Genomic DNA, 17,066 nt, shown 5'->3' with positions numbered 1-17,066 from the left:
TGGGGCGCGAGCGGACAGCTTTCCAGTCTGGTCGCGCCCCTGACCGCCAACAGGAGGTATTGATGGCTCATGCCGGCCGGCCGTTTGGCCTTTTGCGCAACCTCAATGCGAAGGTCGCAGCAATCCCTATGATGCTGACCGTCATCGTGATTTTCATCGGTTGCACGCTTTGGACCGTTTTCTACTCGTTCACGTCGTCGCGGCTACTGCCGACGAGCGATTTCGTGGGCTTTGACCAGTACAGCCGCCTCTTCGGCAATTCGCGCTGGAACCAGTCGCTTCTCAATCTTGCCACCTACGGCGTCTGCGTGCTGACATTCGTCTTCATCATCGGCTTCCTGCTGGCTGTTCTCATCGATCAGAAGATCAGGTTCGAGAACACATTCCGCACGATCTTTCTCTACCCGTTCGCCCTGTCGTTCATTGTGACGGGGCTCGTCTGGCAGTGGATTCTCGATCCCGGCCTCGGCCTGCCGAAGGTTTTGAACGATCTTGGCCTTCCGGGGGGTAGCCTCGCGCTGCTCGGCGACAAGAATACCGTTATCTATGCGCTCGTCATCGCCGGCCTGTGGCAGGGGACGGGGCTGGTCATGGTGCTGATGCTTGCCGGTCTGCGCGGCATCGATTCCGAAATCTGGAAGGCGGCGCGCGTCGACGGCATTCCGGCGTGGCGCACATACCTGTTCATCATCATTCCAATGATGCGCGGCGTCTTCGTCACCACACTGGTGATCGTCGCTTCCGGCATCGTACGCGTCTACGACCTCGTCGTCGCAATGACGCAGGGCGGACCCGGCTTCGCATCGGAAGTGCCCGCCAAATACGTCTATTCGTTCATGTTCGAGCGCGCCAATCTCGGGCAGGGCCTTGCGGCTTCGACCGTGATGCTCGTCACCGTCTTCATCATCCTGGTTCCGTGGGCTCTCGCCGAGTTCCGCCAGAAGCGATCCTGAGGGAGCACGATCATGGCCATGGCCACCACCACCAACAGCATCGCCAGCGTCGTCGAGCCGGCAGGCGCAAGGCCGCGTCGCATGTTCGCGCCGTCGACCATCATCCTCTACAGCATCCTGACAGTCGCCGCGCTTTATTATCTCCTGCCGCTCTATGTGATGGTCGTGACCTCCCTCAAGGACATGACAGAAATCCGCATGGGCAACATCTTCGCGCCGCCGGTGCAGATCACCTTCGAACCCTGGGTCAAGGCATGGAGCCAGGCCTGTACAGGCCTTGATTGCTCCGGCATCAGCGTCGGCTTCTGGAAGTCGGTCAAGATTACCATTCCGAGCGTCATTATTTCCGTGGCGATCGCCTCGGTGAATGGCTACGGCCTGTCCTACTGGCGCTTCAAGGGTTCGGAAGTCTTCTTTACGATCCTGCTTTTCGGCGCTTTCATCCCCTATCAGGTGATGCTCTATCCGCTGGTCATCATCATGCGCGAACTCGGCATCTTCTCGACGATCTGGGCGGTCGTCCTGGTGCACACGATCTTCGGCATGCCGATCAACACGCTGCTCTTCCGAAATTATTTCGCATCACTGCCTCCCGAACTCTTCAAGGCTGCGCGTGTGGATGGGGCAGGGTTCTGGCAGGTGTTCTTCCGCATCATGCTGCCGATGTCGCTGCCGATCTTCGTCGTGTCGATGATCATCCAGATCACCGGTATCTGGAACGACTTCCTGTTCGGCGTGATCTTTGCCGGCAACCAGAATTTCCCGATGACGGTGCAGCTCAACAACATCGTCAACGCCGTCCAGGGCGTGAAGGAATACAACGTCAACATGGCCGCAACGCTGCTCACTGGCGCGGTGCCGCTTATCGTCTACTTCGTGTCCGGACGTCTCTTCGTCCGCGGTATCGCCGCTGGCGCAGTGAAAGGTTGATCATGAACACAAGCGTTTCCATCAAAGATCTGTCGCTGAATTTCGGCGCCGTCAGCGTCCTCAAGGACCTGAACCTCGACATTAACGACGGCGAATTCCTGGTCCTGCTCGGCTCGTCCGGCTGCGGCAAGTCCACGCTGCTCAACTGCATCGCCGGGCTGCTTGATGCATCCGCGGGACAGATCTTCATCAAGGGCAAGAACGTCACCTGGGAGGAGCCCAAGGACCGCGGCATCGGCATGGTGTTCCAGTCTTATGCGCTCTATCCGCAGATGAGTGTCGAGAAGAACCTGTCCTTCGGACTTCGCGTTGCAAAGGTGCCGCAGGCCGAGATCGACAAGCGCGTGGCGCGCGCCTCCGAAATCCTGCAGATCCAGCCGCTTTTGAAGCGCAAGCCCGCCGAACTGTCCGGCGGCCAGCGCCAGCGCGTGGCGATTGGCCGCGCACTGGTGCGTGATGTCGATGTGTTCCTGTTCGACGAGCCGCTGTCCAACCTCGATGCCAAGCTGCGTTCGGAGCTGCGCGTCGAGATCAAGCGCCTGCACCAGTCGCTGAAAAACACGATGATCTACGTCACCCACGACCAGATCGAGGCGCTGACGCTGGCTGACCGCATCGCGATCATGAAAAGCGGCATCATTCAGCAGCTCGACGATCCGACGACCATCTACAACAGGCCGCGCAATCTTTTTGTCGCAGGCTTCATCGGCTCGCCGTCAATGAACTTCCTGCACGGCGAACTGACCAAGAACAGCGAAAAGACGGTATTCAGATCAAACGGCGTCAGCTTCTCGCTCGACGGCTATGATACGGCTCAACCGCTGCAACCTGGCCGCAAGGTGGTGCTCGGCGTGCGTCCGGAGCACATCAAGGTCGACGAAAATCTCGGCCCCGAAATGCATGATGCGACCGTCGACATCGAGGAGCCGATGGGCGCCGACAACCTCCTCTGGCTGAAGCACGCCGGTCACACGATGTCGGTGCGCATCAACGGCGCGCGCCGCTTCAAGGTGGGAACACCGGTGAAGCTCAGCTTCGACATGTCGCTGGCATCGCTCTTCGATGCTGAGACGGAGGAGAGAATTTAGGAGGCGGCGCGTGTGCGGTGGGCGAGGGCGGTAACCAGCCCCTCATTCCCCTTTCTGGCACCTTCTTCCCGCAGCCTGGGAGAAGCAGGTATGCCGCAACGCCTTCCCCGATCGCAATATTGCGTTCGGCAAGTTCCCTCTCCCCGCAGGCGGGAAGAGGGCTGGTGAGGGGCGCTCACGTGCTCCTGTGCGAGCGAAGACATCCCTCGTTTCAATGTTCGAGATCAGATAATGACTACGTCCAATACTTCGTCCATCGATCTTTCCGGTTCCTGGCATCTCGCCTCCGCGGAAGGCGAAGTCACCACATCGATCACCCTTCCGGGCGACGTCCATACGGCGCTTCACGCGGCAGAACTCATTCCTGATCCCTATTTCGGCCGCAACGAAGAGCAGGTGCAGTGGGTCGCGCATCGGGATTGGGTGCTCGAGCGAAGCTTCCAGCTCGATGATGCCGAAGGCGACTGGTATCTCGACCTCGATTACATCGACACCGTTGCCTCGGTCTTTATCAATGGCTTCGTCGTGCTCGCGGTCGACAATTGCTTTCGCCGCTACCGGCCGGACGTTTCGAGCATGTTGAAGGCAGGCGAAAACACGATCCGCGTCGTGCTGCATTCGAGCATTGCCGCCGGCGCAGAGCGGCAGGGTAGGCAGCCTTTCTACGTACCCTATCACCCGGGCAACTCGCCGATCGCCAACGGCAATATGCTGCGCAAGCCGCAATGCCATTTCGGCTGGGACTGGAACATCGCGATCGCGCCGCTCGGGCTTTATGGCACGATCGCACTGAAGAAGCTCGAGACGGCGCGCATCGAACACGTCACGACGCGCCAGACGCACAGCCTCGACGGCAGCGTCGAACTGCAGGTCACTGCAACGCTCTTCGCGAAGGATCCCGGCATCGTGCCGTTGCATTTCGCGCTCGACGGCGAGCGTGTCCGACTCGATGTCGGTGTCAATGCCGGCGAGACGGTGGTCAATCATATTTTCTATGTCGAGAAACCGCGCCTCTGGTGGCCTTCCGGCAGCGGCGAGCAGCCGCTTTATGCGCTGACCGTCGATCTGCCGTCAGATGTGGTGACGAAGCAGATTGGCCTTCGCACCGTCGAACTCATCACGACGCCGGATGCGGCCGGCAGCCGCTTCGCTTTCAAGGTCAACGGCCGCGAGATCTTTTGCCGAGGTGCGAACTGGATTCCGGCGGATGCGCTGTTTTCGCTGTCGTCGGCGGAGAAGACGGAAGACCTGCTGCAGTCGGCAAAAGCCGCGAATATGAACATGATCCGCGTCTGGGGTGGCGGCTTTTACGAGCACGACTGGTTCTATGACCTGTGCGACCGGCTCGGCCTCATGGTCTGGCAGGATTTCATGTTTGCCTGCAACCTCTATCCCTCGACAGAAGACTTCCTCGAGAATGTCGCGTTCGAAGTCGACTATCAGGTCAAACGCCTCGTCTCGCATCCCTCGATCGTACTCTGGTGCGGCGATAACGAACTGGTCGGTGCGCTCACCTGGTTCGACGAGCCGAAGAGGGACCGCGACCGCTATCTCGTCTCCTATGATCGGCTGAACCGCACGATCGAGCAGGCGATGAAGAAGGCTGCGCCAGCTGCGATCTGGTGGCCGTCGAGCCCCGCCTCCGGCTACCTGGATTTCGGCGACGCCTGGCATGCCGATGGCTCCGGCGACATGCACTACTGGTCGGTCTGGCACGAAAACAAGTCGTTCGACAATTACCGCTCGGTACGGCCGCGTTTCTGCTCCGAATTCGGTTTCCAGTCCTACACCTCACTGCCGGTCATCAAGACTTATGCCGATAAGAGGGACATGAACGTCGCATCGCCGGTGATGGAGTTGCATCAGAAGAATGCCGGCGGCAATGAGCGGATCGCGGGCACGATGTTCCGCTATTTCCGCTTCCCCAAGGACTTTCCGAACTTCGTCTATCTCAGCCAGATCCAACAGGGGCTGGCGATCAAGACGGCGGTGGAATATTGGAGGTCGCTCAAACCCCATTGCATGGGCACGATCTACTGGCAGCTTAACGACACCTGGCCGGTTGCATCCTGGTCGAGCCTCGACTACGGCGGGCGCTGGAAGGCAATGCACTATCTCGTCAAGCGATTCTTCCAGCCGGTCGCCGTGGCCGCCATTCCATCGGAGGACGGCAAAACGATCCGATTCTCGCTGGTCAACGACACGCTTTCGGAGGTCAGCGCCGATCTATCGATTTCCATTCTGACGATGAAGGGCGAGCGCAGGCATCTGAAGGATATCCAAGCCGTCTGCACGCCGGATGCTGCCGTGACGGCAACGGCGATCAATGTCTCGGATATCCCCGAGGGCACGCTGCTTGGCTGGCGCTTCACGGCGTCAAACGGCATGGGCGGTGAGGGGCACTACGTCCACGGCACCTACAAGGCACTCGAATTGGAGCCTGCCGGTCTCCAGGTAACCCGCGAATATGTCGAGGAAGACGGCTCGGTTTGCCTAAATGTCACCGCCAAGGGACTGGCGCTGTTCGTGATGATCGAGACCGAGACCGACGGCAAATATTCCGACAATGCCTTCGATCTGGCAGCTGGCGAGACCCGCCGCATCCTCTTTACCCCGGCAAAGCCGCTCCAAGACGGCGAGCTTCCGGACTTCCGTTTCTACGACCTGCATTCCTGCCAGTCGGCAGATTGATCTTGAGAAAGGGCACGAGGCCCGAGGAGTAAATGATGACGAAACTGAGTTTCCAGCTTTATAGCGCCCGCAATTTCCAGCCGTATTCGGCAATCTTCGAAAAGCTCGGCAAGGCCGGTTATTCGGAGGTCGAAGGCTTCGGCGGCATCTATGCCGACCTCGGTGACGCTGATTTGAAGGGCCTGCGCGCCGATCTCGACAAGAACGGTCTGACGATGGCAACCGGCCATTTCAGCCCGGATTTCCTCGACGGCGAAGTCAAGAAATCGCTGAACATTGCAAAGACGCTCGGCATGGATTCGATCTACGCGCCGCATCTTGCCGCCGACCAGCGTCCGGCGGACGGCGCCGGATGGCTCGCGTTTGGCAAGCGCCTGCAGGAAATGGCCAAGCCCTATAAGGACGCCGGCTACGAATTCGGCTGGCACAATCACGACTTCGAATTCGTGAAGCTTGCCGACGGCTCGCTGCCAATCGAGCGCATCTTCGAAGGCGCCCCCGATATTTCGTGGGAAGCGGATATCGCCTGGGTCGTCCGCGGCGGAGCGGATCCGTTCGGCTGGATCGAGAAGCTCGGCTCACGCATCACTGCCGTACACGTCAAGGACATCGCGCCGGTCGGCGAGAACAAGGACGAGGACGGCTGGGCCGATATCGGTCACGGCACACTTGCCTGGCCGAAGCTGATCGCTGCGCTCAAAGGCACCAGGGTGAAGCACTACGTCGTCGAGCACGACAATCCAAGCGACATCGATCGCCTGATCACCCGCTCGATCGCATCCTTCAAGACCTACTGAGGGCAAACCATGACCAAGGAACTTGGCGTCGGCATCATCGGATGCGGCAACATCTCCACCACCTACCTTTCGCTCGCACCCCTCTTCAAGGGGCTGAAAATTCTGGCCTGCGCGGACATCAATGTGCAGGCAGCCGAACTTCGCGCCGAGGAATACGGCGTCACCGCTCAGACCATCGAGCAGCTTCTTGCCAATGACGAGATCGACGTCGTCGTGAACCTCACGATCCCCGATGCGCATTATCCGGTCTCAAAGGCGGCGCTTGAGGCCGGCAAGCACGTCTTCTCTGAAAAGCCACTCGTGCTGACGCTGGAACAGGGTGAGGACCTGCGCCGCATCGCTAAGGAAAAGAAGCTCTCCGTCGGCTGCGCGCCGGACACCTTCCTCGGTGGTGCGCACCAGCTTGCCCGCAAATATGTCGACGAGGGCGGCATCGGGCGCATCACCTCAGGCGCCTGCTATGTTATGGGGCCGGGCATGGAGATGTGGCATCCGAACCCGGACTTCTTCTTCCTGCCGGGCGGTGGTCCCATCCTCGACATGGGCCCGTATTACATCGCCAACCTCATCAATTTCATCGGCCCGGTGAAGCGCGTCGGCGCGATCACCTCGATGGCGTCGGAGACACGCACAATTACCAGCCAGCCACGCCACGGTGAGACGATTCCGGTCAAGACGCCGACGACCGTCCAGGCACTGCTGGAATTCGTCAGCGGTGCGACGGTGACGCTGACGGCGAGCTGGGATGTCTGGTCGCATCGCCATGCCAATATGGAGCTCTACGGCACCGATGGCACCCTTTTCGTTCCCGACCCGAACTTCTTCGGCGGCGTCGTCGAGGCAAGCGGCCGCGACAAGGATGTCAAGCCGCTAGAAGCCTGGGAGCATCCCTTCGGCAGGTTCAACCAGGAAAGCCCGCAAGGCCCGCGCGCCAACTACCGCACGGCAGGTCTTGCTGACATGGTCGCCGCGCTAATCGAGGGCCGCGATGCGCGCTGCTCGCTGGAGCGCACGCTGCATGGCGTCGACGTCATGACCTCGATCCTGAAATCTGGCGAGGAGGGCAGGTTCGTGGAACTCACGACGACCTGCACGCAGCCCGCCGCGCTTGGCATCGAAGAGGCTCAGGCGCTCTTGAAGTAGGCTTCCAACGGGCTATTTTCCGCGCGGGCTTTTCCAGCCCGCGCGCACGTTTCAAAAGGATCAGGACCATGAGCTGGCAACCGGCTTCCGACCGCTATTCGAAGATGAAGTATAACCGCACGGGCCGCTCCGGCCTGAAGCTTCCTGCCGTTTCCCTCGGTCTCTGGCACAATTTCGGCGGCGACACGCCCCATGAGCGCAAGATCGACATGTGCCGCACTGCCTTCGATCTCGGCATCACCCATTTCGACCTTGCCAACAATTACGGTCCGCCTCCAGGTTCGGCCGAAACCGCCTTCGGCGAAATCCTTCGTACCGAATTCGCGGGCCTGCGCGATGAACTCATCATCTCATCGAAGGCCGGCTACGAAATGTGGCCTGGTCCCTATGGCGAGTGGGGCAGCCGCAAATATCTGATCGCTTCCTGCGACCAGAGCCTGAAGCGCATGGGCCTCGACTACGTCGATGTCTTCTATTCGCACCGTTTCGATCCGGATACGCCTCTCGAAGAGACCTGCGGCGCGCTCGACTATATCGTCCGCTCCGGCCGCGCGCTCCATGTCGGCATTTCCTCTTATAATTCGCCGCGCACGCGGGAAGCAGCCGCGATCCTCAAGGATCTCGGCACGCCGTGCCTCATCCACCAGCCGAGCTATTCCATGCTCAACCGTTGGGTTGAGGACGACCAGCTGCTCGATACGCTGGACGAGGTCGGCATGGGCTCGATCGTCTTTTCACCGCTGGCGCAGGGCATGCTCACGACCAAATATCTCGCCGGCATCCCGGAAGACAGCCGTGCGGCACAGAACCACTTCCTGAAGCGTGATTTCATCCGCCCGTCGATCATCGACAACATCCGCAAGCTGAATAGCATTGCCGAACGCCGCGGCCAGACGCTGGCGCAGATGGCGATCGCCTGGGTATTGCGCGGCGGCCGGGTGACGTCGGCGCTGATCGGCGCCAGCCGTTCGTCGCAGATCGTCGATTGCGTCAAGGCACTCGACAATCTTGATTTCACGGTGGAAGAGCTGAAGGAGATCGATATCTACGCCCGCGAGGCCGACGTCAATCTCTGGGCGAAATCCGCAGAGCGAGAATAGGCGCAAGCAACGCCAGTCCGGAAATGGCCGGGCATTTCTCATTCAGTTTGATGTACGTGCCGCAGTCTGCGGCTATCCGGAGGAGCAGCCGTCATGATCCGCAACCCCGTTCTGCCTGGTTTCAATCCCGATCCGTCTATCTGCTGCGTCGGCGACGACTATTACATCGCGACCTCGACCTTCGAATGGTATCCGGGTGTGCAGATCCACCATTCGCGCGATCTGGTGAACTGGACACTGGTGCGCCGTCCGCTGGAGCGCCAATCGCAGCTCGACATGCGCGGCAACCCCGATAGCTGCGGCGTGTGGGCGCCGTGTCTTTCCTATGCCGATGGGCAGTTCTGGCTGGTCTATACCGACGTCAAGCGCTTCGACGGCAACTTCAAGGACGCACACAACTACATCGTCACCTCGCCGACCATCGAGGGCGAGTGGTCTAATCCGGTCTATGTCAATTCCTCGGGTTTCGACCCGTCGCTCTTCCATGACGACGACGGCCGCAAGTGGTTCGTCAACATGCAGTGGAACCACCGCACGGAAAGCTATGGCGGCGCACCCAAGCATCCGGCCTTCGATGGCATCCTGCTGCAGGAATGGGATCCGGTCACGAAGGCGCTGAAAGGTCCGATCCGGAACATCTTCGCCGGCAGCCCGCTCGGTCTTGTCGAAGGCCCGCATCTCTTCAAGCGCAACGGATACTATTACCTAACGACCGCCGAAGGCGGCACGGGCTATGATCACGCTGTCACCATGGCGCGTTCGCGCAACATCGACGGTTCCTACGAGATGCATCCGAATATCCATCTCATCAGCTCCAAGGACAATCCGGAAGCCGTTCTGCAGCGGGCAGGGCATGGGCAGTATGTCGAGACGCCCGACGGGCAAGTCTATCACACCCATCTTTGCGGGCGGCCGCTGCCGCCGAAGCGCCGCTGCACGCTTGGCCGCGAAACCAGCCTGCAGAAATGCGTCTGGAAGGCGGACGGCTGGCTCTACCTCGAAAACGGCACGACCGTGCCGGATGTCGAAGTTCCGGGCCTCAAGGGCGCGGTTCGCGCCGAAAAACCGGTTCGCACCGAATATAGGTTCGATGGCGGCAAGTTGCCTGCGGATTTCCAGTGGCTGCGCACGCCGCAGCCGGAGCGCATCTTCGATCTGACCGGACGCCCCGGCCACCTGCGCCTCATCGCCCGCGAAAGCATCGGCTCGTGGTTCGAGCAGGCGCTCGTCGCCCGCCGCCAGGAGCATCACAGTTTCCGCGCCGAGACTGTCGTGGAGTTCGACCCGGACACCTACCAGCAGGTCGCCGGCCTGACGCATTACTACAATCGCCACAAGTTGCACGCCGTAGCGGTGACGCTGCACGAAAAGCTCGGCCGCTGCGTCACCATCCTTTCCTGCAATGGGGATTATCCGAACGGTCGTCTAAGCTTCCCGGCCGGCAGCGGCGTCGCCCTTCCGGCGGAAGGCCGCGTCCAGCTTTCCATGGAAATCCGCGACAACGACCTGCAATTCTTCTGGCAGACGGAAGGAAAGGGCGCCTGGCAGCCGATCGGCCCGGTTCTCGATGCCGGCGTCGTCTCCGACGAGGGTGGCCGCGGCGAGCACGGCTCCTTCACGGGTGCCTTCGCCGGCGTCTTCGCCTTCGACACATCTGGGCGTGCCAAGACAGCCGATTTCGACTGGTTCAACTACGAAGAGCTTTGATACTGGCGTCCGATAGTGTCATCGAACCGATCGCCGTCCGGCACATCGGGAGCTATCACCAGGCTCTCGACCTAGTTGCGCGTGAACGCAGGTATCTCACCTTCCTTGAGGCCCCGCCGCTCGAAGACACACGGAAATTCGTTCTCGACATGATCGAGAACAGGCATCCGCAATTTGTCGCAGTAAAGGACGGCGGGGTGATCGGCTGGTGCGATATCCGCCGGCATTCCCGCCCGGCACATGCGCACCGAGGAACGCTCGGCATGGGCATCATCCCTGCCCACCGCGGACAGGGTCTCGGCTTGCGTCTCATGGAGACCACGCTGAAGCAGGCCAGGGAATATGACATTATACGGGTCGAGCTCAGCGTCCATGCCGACAATACCCGCGCAATCCGCCTTTACGAGAAGGCCGGCTTCGTTAGCGAGGGCGTGAGCAGGGACGCCGTTCATATCGACGGCCGCTATCTCGACGTCGTCAACATGGCTTTGATCTTCAGCCGAACTTGAATGCGGCCGCTTTAAAAGGCGAAACTAAGATATAAAATTATGCTTATAAGCGTCAGTTTCCATTACAATAGTGTAATTTAATTTTCAGATTCGGTTCACTTTCGTGGACGTAGTTTCGGCGGCGTTCAACACGAGGATTCCCCGATGAGAAAGATATTCACAGCCCTGCTTTCCGTTTCCTTCCTGATTACGCCGATTGCTTTCGCATCAGAGGCAAGTGCTGCCGAGCACCGCCGTCCGATCATTGTCGAAAAGAAGGTCGTGGTTCACAAATACCGCTGGACGAAAGGTCATCGCATGACTGCTGCAGAACGCCGCCACATGGCCGAAGTCCGCGACTACCGCCGCCACCGTCTGTCGGCGCCGCCGCGCGGCTACCGCTGGGTCAGGGTCGACAACGAGTTCCTGCTGATCGGCGTCACGAGCGGGATTGTCTCAAGCATCATCGCTGCCCGCTGATCGGGCGTTCTTAAAAAGGCACCTTTGGGCTCTAAAGTCGCTCGCAGAAAGACGCTGCGGGCGGCTCGACTTATGGGAGATATTCTCACGAAGCCATGGTGAATGCTGTTGATGGCGACCAGCGTAAGGAAGCTTTTTCGAGCGACACGAACGCTGTTTCAAGCAGTCCTTTCGCAGCGACATAGAAACGGATGAGGTCGCATCTTTGTATGCTTCCGCCTTCATAGATGCCTCGCCTGCTGGGGTGATGACTGGAAAGAACGACGATCAAATCAAGCAAGTTGGCGCAAGGTTATGCGCGCTATCGGGCGACAGGGACGAAGAAGATGCCGATACGCAATGTCCACCTCTCGCCCCATGGATGAACATCATTGCGTGGCCATGTCGCGTGGAGGGCAACCTATGTCCGCAAGGATGAACCGGACGTAACGATAGGTTTTGATGTTCATTCCTTCGTCCAAGAGCTGGATGGGGAGCCGAAAGTTTTCGGCTGGGTGTCAGGCGACGAGCAGGCTCTTTTAGGGAAGCACGGCATCATCTGAAGTCCGCTCACTACCCGATCACGACACCGCTCCGTCGCGCGATTCCGGGGTCAGGATCCACAATTGAGTAAAAGACTCCCATGACCGCTTCGAGCCGGCGAGAGAGCGGGCTTTTTCAGCCCGTCGATGCGGCGATGAAAACCGCCAACTGAGCGTCGAAAGCACGCTTGTATGCGGGCCGCGCTTCACCGCGGGCGACATAGGCGGAGAGGTTCGGATATTCGTCCAGTATGCCCGATCCATTCAACCTGAGCAGCACCGACACCATCAGAAGGTCACCGGCGCTGAACTCACCGTCTAGCCAGTCGGCATCGCCAAGGCGATCGGAAAGTTCGCTCAGCCGCTTGCGGATGCGTTCCTCGACGACTGACAGACGCTGCTCGTACCAAGTCTCGTGACCCTCCAGGAGCCTGGCGACTTCGCGATCGACGATCGTCGGCTCCATCGTGTTGAGCGCGGCAAACATCCATGTGATCGCGCGCGCCCGGGCATTCGCATCGTCTGGCAGCAAGCCCGCATGGCGCTCCGCGATATGGAACACGATCGCCCCCGACTCGAACAGGGCGAGATCGCCTTCTTCATAGGTCGGAATCTGCCCAAATGGATGAAGCGCGAGATGCGCGGGTTCCTTCATCGCTTTAAACGAAAGAAGACGAACTTCGTAAGGCTCGCCAACCTCTTCGAACGCCCAGCGAACGCGCATGTCCCGGGCCAGACCTTTGCCGCCATCGGGCGACCGTTCAAAGGCGGTAATAGTGATAGTCATCGCTGTTCTCCATAGCACGTCTGTCCTGAAGACGGGTGGCCAAACCAGGTTCCGACACTCCATGTCTGCGATCGTCGCTTCATCGTTGAATTTCTTTCGCTCCAGTTTTTATTGTCGCAAATCGCCGAATGGGCGTTTTTGATGACGCGGTCCCGGTTGCAAAGCACCTGCCGGCTTTTTTGAGGATTTTCTGGCCCGGATGTGCGAAAATCGGCGAAACGACACGCAAACAGGGCGGCGGCAAGATGTCGTATTCTCAATCCAGGATTTGCAAGGGCTGCTGGCAGCAGATGCGCCTCCCGGTGCCTCTGCGCGGACCGGCTTCCATTCCCTTCCGCGCCTTCGGCATCCGCCCGAGCCGGATGAATCCGAACACCTGCACGATTTGCGAACTCATGTTCACACGCGTGATGAAAGCCCGCAAGATCACTGTTGATGTATCCGTGCTTTTTGCGGATCTGAGGGGCTATACGACGCTTTCGCAGTCGCTTCCGGCAGATACTGTCTCGTCGCTGCTCGATGATTTTTACGATGAATGTGCCGCAGCCATTTGGGAATACGACGGCCTTCTCAACAAGACGGTCGGGGACGCCATCATGGCAATTTTCAACTTTCCGATCCACCACCAGGACCACGCCGAACGTGCTGTGCTGGCTGCGCGGGAGATTCAGCACCGCTGCCGGTTGCGTCGTGAACGTCACATGGCTGAAGGTGCCGGGCTGGACGGAAGTGAACTCGGCATTGGTATCGGCATCGACACTGGCGAGGCCAGCTTCGGAGAGTTCGGCCGATCGCATCGCGACCTGACTGCGATTGGAACGGTTGTGAATACTGCCGCTCGCGCGCAGTCAGTTGCTGATGCAGGGCGGATTCTCGTCACCAAGGCCGTTTGCGAGCGGGCGCAGAGCCAAACGGCCAACAGCAAAGGTCGGGCATACCGCCTGAAGGGCTTTGAGAAGCCGATTGAGCTTTACTCGATCTGAGCACCGTTGAATGCCAGGTCGCTTGAAAACCGCACATTTAGGGCCGGGCCTTGGCCAGCCACCGCGGGACTCAGGCCTCATTCTCGGCGGGCTCGCTCAGTCCCTCGATGCGCGGCAGCGGTTCACATCCCTCGCAGATACAGCAAAACGGCCTGATCGCGATCGCCGTCATGCTGCGCGCAGTTCCGAGCTTGCGAGGGGGGCCGGGAGATGCCGCCATTTCCCTTTCCCGCTCAGCTTTCGCGCGAAAGGCAATCCTTCATGCTGTTGGCGATGCCGCGCATCAGTGTGAAATAGAGATCGGGACCGGCCTCCAGCGTTGCCGCCTCCGGGTCGAGTACGCCGGCTTTCGCATCGGTGCCTTCGATGACGACATTGACCAGGCGCGGCTCGAACTGCGGTTCGGCGAAGACGCAGGTTGCGCCGAGGTCGGCAACCTTCTTGTGAATCTCCGAAACGCGCTCGGCACCGGGCATGTTTTCCGGGCTCACCGTGATGGAGCCAGCGACGCGGACGGCATAGCGGTGCTCGAAATACTGGTAGGCATCATGGAAGACAATGAAAGGCTTTTCCTTTACCGGGGTGACGATGTCGGTGATTTCCCTGTCCAGCGCATCGATCTTTGCGTCCAGCGCCTTGGCATTGGCCTGGTAGGTCAGCGCGTTGGCGGGATCGGCGGCCACCAGCGTCGTGGTGATTTCCGCAGCCATGGCCTCGGCATTCATCGGATCGAGCCAGAGATGCGTGTCGAACTCGCCGTGACCGTGATCGCCTTCTGCATGCGCGTCATGATCGTGCCCGGCCTCTTCGTGCTCATGCCCGGCTTCCGCCTCGTCGCCGTCATCGTGCGCTTCGAAGGCGCCGCCTTCGCGAAACTTCAGCTTCACAAGGCCCGGCGCATCCTCCAGCTCGGCAATGCTGGCGCCGGAGCCTAGCGATTCCAGCGGCTTTTCGAGGAATGCTTCGAGGCCGGGACCTACCCAGAAGATCACCTTGGCGCTCTGCAGTGCGCTCGCATCCGACGGCTTGAGATTGTAGGTATGCGGGGAGGCAGCACCATCGACGATTAGTTCCGGCGTGCCGACCCCCTGCATGATCGCCGAAACCAGCGAATGGATCGGCTTGATCGAAGTAACGACTGCCGGCGCATCCGCCGCCTTGGATGCCCCGGCCAGCAGGATCGCCGGAATCGCAAGGGAAAGGCTCATAACCAGTTTCATGTTCACGCTCCGCTTGAATAGCAAGTGTAATGTTATTACATCAATTGCGTAATGCTATAACGTGTGCGATAGCATGACGCAACAGCACTGTCGGAAAAATGATGTTATCTCCCGCAAACCCTGCCTCGAAGCCGCTGGTTTTTCTCCACAATGTGGGTGTCCGGCGGGATGGCCGCTGGCTTGTCCGGGGCGTGGAGTTTTCGATTTCACGCGGCGAGATCGTGACCCTGATCGGTCCGAACGGCTCCGGAAAATCCACAAGCGCCAAGGCGGCGATCGGCGTTTTGAAGCCCGATGAGGGCAGGGTGGAGCGGGCAAGCGGCCTCAAGGTCGGCTACGTGCCGCAAAAGCTTGCGATCGACTGGACGCTGCCGCTCACCGTCCGGCGCCTCATGACGTTGACCGGTGCGCTTCCCGAACGCGAGATAATGGCCGCGCTCGAGGCCGCCGGCATGGCTCATATGCCGAATGCCGAGGTGCAGCACCTCTCCGGCGGCGAGTTCCAGCGGGCGCTGATTGCGCGTGCCATTGCCCGCAAGCCCGATCTGCTCGTGCTGGATGAACCGGTGCAGGGCGTCGATTTCTCCGGCGAGATCGCGCTTTACGATCTCATCAAGCAGATCCGTAATTCTACCGGCTGCGGCATCCTCTTGATCTCGCATGATCTCCATGTCGTCATGGCGGAGACCGATACGGTGATCTGCCTCAACGGCCACGTCTGCTGCCGTGGCACGCCGGAGACGGTCAGCCAGAGCCCGGAATATGTGCGCCTCTTCGGAAGCCGCGCGGCAAAGACGCTCGCCGTTTACAGCCACCACCACGACCACACGCATCTGCCGGACGGCCGGGTGCTGCATTCGGATGGCTCGGTGACGGACCATTGTCATCCAGACGACGGCCATCACCACGATCACGACCGCTCGGATCACGACCACCACCATCATGCGGGAGAGCGCCATGCTTGACGATTTCTTCGTCCGCGCGATCCTTGCCGGTGTCGGTCTGGCGCTCACCACCGGGCCGCTTGGCTGCTTCATCATCTGGCGGCGCATGGCCTATTTCGGCGATACGATCGCCCATTCCGCGCTGCTCGGCGTCGCGCTGTCGCTGCTCTTTGAATTCAACCTGACGCTTGCCGTCTTCGCCGTTGCGGCGACGGTTTCGATCCTGCTGCTCTTCCTGCAAAAGCGGCAGGCGCTGTCGGCCGATGCGCTGCTCGGCATCTTGTCGCACGCGACGCTGGCGATCGGGCTCGTCATGGTCGCCTTCATGAGCTGGGTACGCATCGACCTCATCGCCTTCCTTTTCGGCGATATCCTTGCCGTCTCTAAAACCGACATCGCGTTGATCTGGGGTGGCGGCCTCTTTGTCGTCGCCGCGATCGCCTGGCTGTGGCGTCCGCTGTTGGCATCGACCGTCAACCCCGAGCTTGCCGAGGCCGAGGGGCTGCAGCCTGAGCGGGCGCGACTCTTTTTCATGCTCCTGATGGCGGTCGTCATCGCCATCGCGATGAAGATCGTCGGCATCATGCTGATCACGTCGCTTCTGATCATCCCGGCGGCCGCGGCCCGCCGCTTCTCGTCGACACCGGAGGTCATGGCCGTTCTCGCATCGCTGATCGGTGCTGCCGCCGTCGTCGGCGGCCTATTCGGCTCGCTCACCTACGACACGCCGTCAGGCCCTTCGATCGTGGTTGCCGCACTCATTCTCTTCCTCCTCAGCCTGCTGCCGCGGCTGGGACGCAAGGAACCGCAAGGACAAGGCTCATGAACGCACCGCAACTGACCAAGAACCAGGCGCTGGTCTTCGACGTGCTGGAAAAGGCCGACGGCCCGCTCAGCGCCTATACGATCCTCGACAAGCTGCGCGACCACGGGTTCCGCGCGCCGCTGCAGGTCTACCGTGCGTTGGAGAAGCTGCTCGAATATGGCGTCGTGCATCGGCTGGAGAGTATCAATTCCTTCGTCGTGTGCGCCCATCCGAACGAGGATTGCCACAGCCACGGCACCGTTGCCTTCGCGATTTGCGAAAGCTGCGGCCATGTCATGGAGTTCCACGATCACGAGGTCGATCACCGGCTGAGGGACTGGACGCGCGGCAAGAAATTCAAGGCGGAGAAGACGACGATCGAAATCCGCGGTCTTTGCGAGACCTGCGCCGCCTAGCGCAATTGCGGGG

General features: G+C 60.2%; 16 protein-coding genes. 14 read left to right on the top strand and 2 right to left on the bottom strand.

Translation table 11 applies throughout. From position 1 onward, the window contains the following. Nucleotides 1–62 precede the first annotated feature (62 nt). From RGR602_RS11105 to RGR602_RS11060, 10 genes are all read left to right on the top strand, one after another. The gene (locus RGR602_RS11105) at nucleotides 63–953 is read left to right on the top strand and encodes a carbohydrate ABC transporter permease (protein WP_039845143.1); all 891 of its coding nucleotides are present in this window, start codon (nucleotides 63–65) and stop codon (nucleotides 951–953) included. A gap of 12 nt (nucleotides 954–965) precedes the next feature. Then, nucleotides 966–1,883 carry a carbohydrate ABC transporter permease gene (locus tag RGR602_RS11100; protein WP_039845142.1) on the top strand — a complete coding sequence of 306 codons (918 nt, stop codon included), beginning with the start codon at nucleotides 966–968 and terminating at the stop codon, nucleotides 1,881–1,883. A gap of 2 nt (nucleotides 1,884–1,885) precedes the next feature. Further along, on the top strand, nucleotides 1,886–2,971 hold the full coding sequence (locus RGR602_RS11095; RefSeq protein ID WP_039845141.1) for an ABC transporter ATP-binding protein: 1,086 nt from the start codon (nucleotides 1,886–1,888) through the stop codon (nucleotides 2,969–2,971). Nucleotides 2,972–3,202: 231 nt separating this feature from the next. Further along, nucleotides 3,203–5,662: a beta-mannosidase gene (locus tag RGR602_RS11090; RefSeq protein ID WP_039845140.1), complete on the top strand. Its 2,460-nt coding sequence runs from the start codon at nucleotides 3,203–3,205 to the stop codon at nucleotides 5,660–5,662. Between the two features lie 35 nt (nucleotides 5,663–5,697). Beyond that, a complete protein-coding gene (locus RGR602_RS11085) occupies nucleotides 5,698–6,459 on the top strand; it encodes a sugar phosphate isomerase/epimerase family protein (protein ID WP_039846803.1) in 762 nt (253 codons plus the stop codon). A gap of 9 nt (nucleotides 6,460–6,468) precedes the next feature. After that, nucleotides 6,469–7,602: a Gfo/Idh/MocA family protein gene (locus tag RGR602_RS11080; protein WP_039845139.1), complete on the top strand. Its 1,134-nt coding sequence runs from the start codon at nucleotides 6,469–6,471 to the stop codon at nucleotides 7,600–7,602. A 68-nt stretch (nucleotides 7,603–7,670) separates the two neighbouring features. After that, nucleotides 7,671–8,702 (top strand): L-glyceraldehyde 3-phosphate reductase, encoded by a 1,032-nt coding sequence (gene mgrA / locus RGR602_RS11075; RefSeq protein WP_039845138.1) that lies wholly within the window; start codon nucleotides 7,671–7,673, stop codon nucleotides 8,700–8,702. Between the two features lie 93 nt (nucleotides 8,703–8,795). Continuing rightward, nucleotides 8,796–10,409 (top strand): glycoside hydrolase family 43 protein, encoded by a 1,614-nt coding sequence (locus tag RGR602_RS11070; protein WP_039845137.1) that lies wholly within the window; start codon nucleotides 8,796–8,798, stop codon nucleotides 10,407–10,409. Continuing rightward, nucleotides 10,406–10,918 (top strand): GNAT family N-acetyltransferase, encoded by a 513-nt coding sequence (locus tag RGR602_RS11065; protein WP_039845136.1) that lies wholly within the window; start codon nucleotides 10,406–10,408, stop codon nucleotides 10,916–10,918. The genes RGR602_RS11070 and RGR602_RS11065 overlap by 4 nt, the downstream gene beginning before the upstream one ends. A 144-nt stretch (nucleotides 10,919–11,062) precedes the next feature. Beyond that, nucleotides 11,063–11,377: an RcnB family protein gene (locus RGR602_RS11060; RefSeq protein WP_039845135.1), complete on the top strand. Its 315-nt coding sequence runs from the start codon at nucleotides 11,063–11,065 to the stop codon at nucleotides 11,375–11,377. 657 nt (nucleotides 11,378–12,034) lie between these two features. Here the strand turns inward: RGR602_RS11060 and RGR602_RS11050 are convergent. Beyond that, nucleotides 12,035–12,685 (bottom strand): glutathione S-transferase family protein, encoded by a 651-nt coding sequence (locus tag RGR602_RS11050; RefSeq protein ID WP_039845134.1) that lies wholly within the window; start codon nucleotides 12,683–12,685, stop codon nucleotides 12,035–12,037. Between the two features lie 245 nt (nucleotides 12,686–12,930). Here RGR602_RS11050 and RGR602_RS11045 point away from each other — a divergent pair, with 245 nt between their 5' ends. After that, nucleotides 12,931–13,668, top strand: a complete 738-nt coding sequence (locus tag RGR602_RS11045) for an adenylate/guanylate cyclase domain-containing protein (RefSeq protein ID WP_039846802.1) — start codon at nucleotides 12,931–12,933, stop codon at nucleotides 13,666–13,668. A gap of 233 nt (nucleotides 13,669–13,901) precedes the next feature. Here RGR602_RS11045 and RGR602_RS11040 read toward each other — a convergent pair whose 3' ends face one another. After that, nucleotides 13,902–14,888 (bottom strand): zinc ABC transporter substrate-binding protein, encoded by a 987-nt coding sequence (locus tag RGR602_RS11040; RefSeq protein WP_039845133.1) that lies wholly within the window; start codon nucleotides 14,886–14,888, stop codon nucleotides 13,902–13,904. A 101-nt stretch (nucleotides 14,889–14,989) separates the two neighbouring features. Here RGR602_RS11040 and RGR602_RS11035 point away from each other — a divergent pair, with 101 nt between their 5' ends. Genes RGR602_RS11035 through RGR602_RS11025 form a run of 3 tightly spaced genes read left to right on the top strand, consistent with a single transcriptional unit; the run spans nucleotide 14,990 to nucleotide 17,053 of the window. Then, the gene (locus tag RGR602_RS11035) at nucleotides 14,990–15,853 is read left to right on the top strand and encodes an ATP-binding cassette domain-containing protein (RefSeq protein ID WP_039845132.1); all 864 of its coding nucleotides are present in this window, start codon (nucleotides 14,990–14,992) and stop codon (nucleotides 15,851–15,853) included. Next, nucleotides 15,846–16,658, top strand: a complete 813-nt coding sequence (znuB, locus tag RGR602_RS11030) for a zinc ABC transporter permease subunit ZnuB (protein WP_039845131.1) — start codon at nucleotides 15,846–15,848, stop codon at nucleotides 16,656–16,658. Before RGR602_RS11035 ends, znuB begins: the two co-directional genes overlap by 8 nt. Next, a complete protein-coding gene (locus tag RGR602_RS11025) occupies nucleotides 16,655–17,053 on the top strand; it encodes a Fur family transcriptional regulator (RefSeq protein WP_039845130.1) in 399 nt (132 codons plus the stop codon). Before znuB ends, RGR602_RS11025 begins: the two co-directional genes overlap by 4 nt. Nucleotides 17,054–17,066 lie beyond the last annotated feature (13 nt).

This window comes from Rhizobium gallicum bv. gallicum R602sp, assembly GCF_000816845.1.
Classification (GTDB): domain Bacteria; phylum Pseudomonadota; class Alphaproteobacteria; order Rhizobiales; family Rhizobiaceae; genus Rhizobium; species Rhizobium gallicum.
The sequence above is the reverse complement of the archived record's forward strand: the minus strand, read 5'-3'. Positions and strand labels throughout refer to the sequence as shown.

Bases quoted from the DNA above. Each gene is read 5' to 3' on its own strand.
- RGR602_RS11050 (WP_039845134.1), bottom strand. From the start codon at position 12,685: ATGACTATCACTATTACCGCCTTTGAACGGTCGCCCGATGGCGGCAAA.
- RGR602_RS11105 (WP_039845143.1), top strand. From the start codon at position 63: ATGGCTCATGCCGGCCGGCCGTTTGGCCTTTTGCGCAACCTCAATGCG.
- RGR602_RS11070 (WP_039845137.1), top strand. From the start codon at position 8,796: ATGATCCGCAACCCCGTTCTGCCTGGTTTCAATCCCGATCCGTCTATC.
- RGR602_RS11095 (WP_039845141.1), top strand. From the start codon at position 1,886: ATGAACACAAGCGTTTCCATCAAAGATCTGTCGCTGAATTTCGGCGCC.
- RGR602_RS11025 (WP_039845130.1), top strand. From the start codon at position 16,655: ATGAACGCACCGCAACTGACCAAGAACCAGGCGCTGGTCTTCGACGTG.
- mgrA (WP_039845138.1), top strand. From the start codon at position 7,671: ATGAGCTGGCAACCGGCTTCCGACCGCTATTCGAAGATGAAGTATAAC.
- RGR602_RS11035 (WP_039845132.1), top strand. From the start codon at position 14,990: ATGTTATCTCCCGCAAACCCTGCCTCGAAGCCGCTGGTTTTTCTCCAC.
- znuB (WP_039845131.1), top strand. From the start codon at position 15,846: ATGCTTGACGATTTCTTCGTCCGCGCGATCCTTGCCGGTGTCGGTCTG.
- RGR602_RS11090 (WP_039845140.1), top strand. From the start codon at position 3,203: ATGACTACGTCCAATACTTCGTCCATCGATCTTTCCGGTTCCTGGCAT.
- RGR602_RS11100 (WP_039845142.1), top strand. From the start codon at position 966: ATGGCCATGGCCACCACCACCAACAGCATCGCCAGCGTCGTCGAGCCG.
- RGR602_RS11045 (WP_039846802.1), top strand. From the start codon at position 12,931: ATGTCGTATTCTCAATCCAGGATTTGCAAGGGCTGCTGGCAGCAGATG.
- RGR602_RS11060 (WP_039845135.1), top strand. From the start codon at position 11,063: ATGAGAAAGATATTCACAGCCCTGCTTTCCGTTTCCTTCCTGATTACG.
- RGR602_RS11040 (WP_039845133.1), bottom strand. From the start codon at position 14,888: ATGAAACTGGTTATGAGCCTTTCCCTTGCGATTCCGGCGATCCTGCTG.
- RGR602_RS11080 (WP_039845139.1), top strand. From the start codon at position 6,469: ATGACCAAGGAACTTGGCGTCGGCATCATCGGATGCGGCAACATCTCC.
- RGR602_RS11085 (WP_039846803.1), top strand. From the start codon at position 5,698: ATGACGAAACTGAGTTTCCAGCTTTATAGCGCCCGCAATTTCCAGCCG.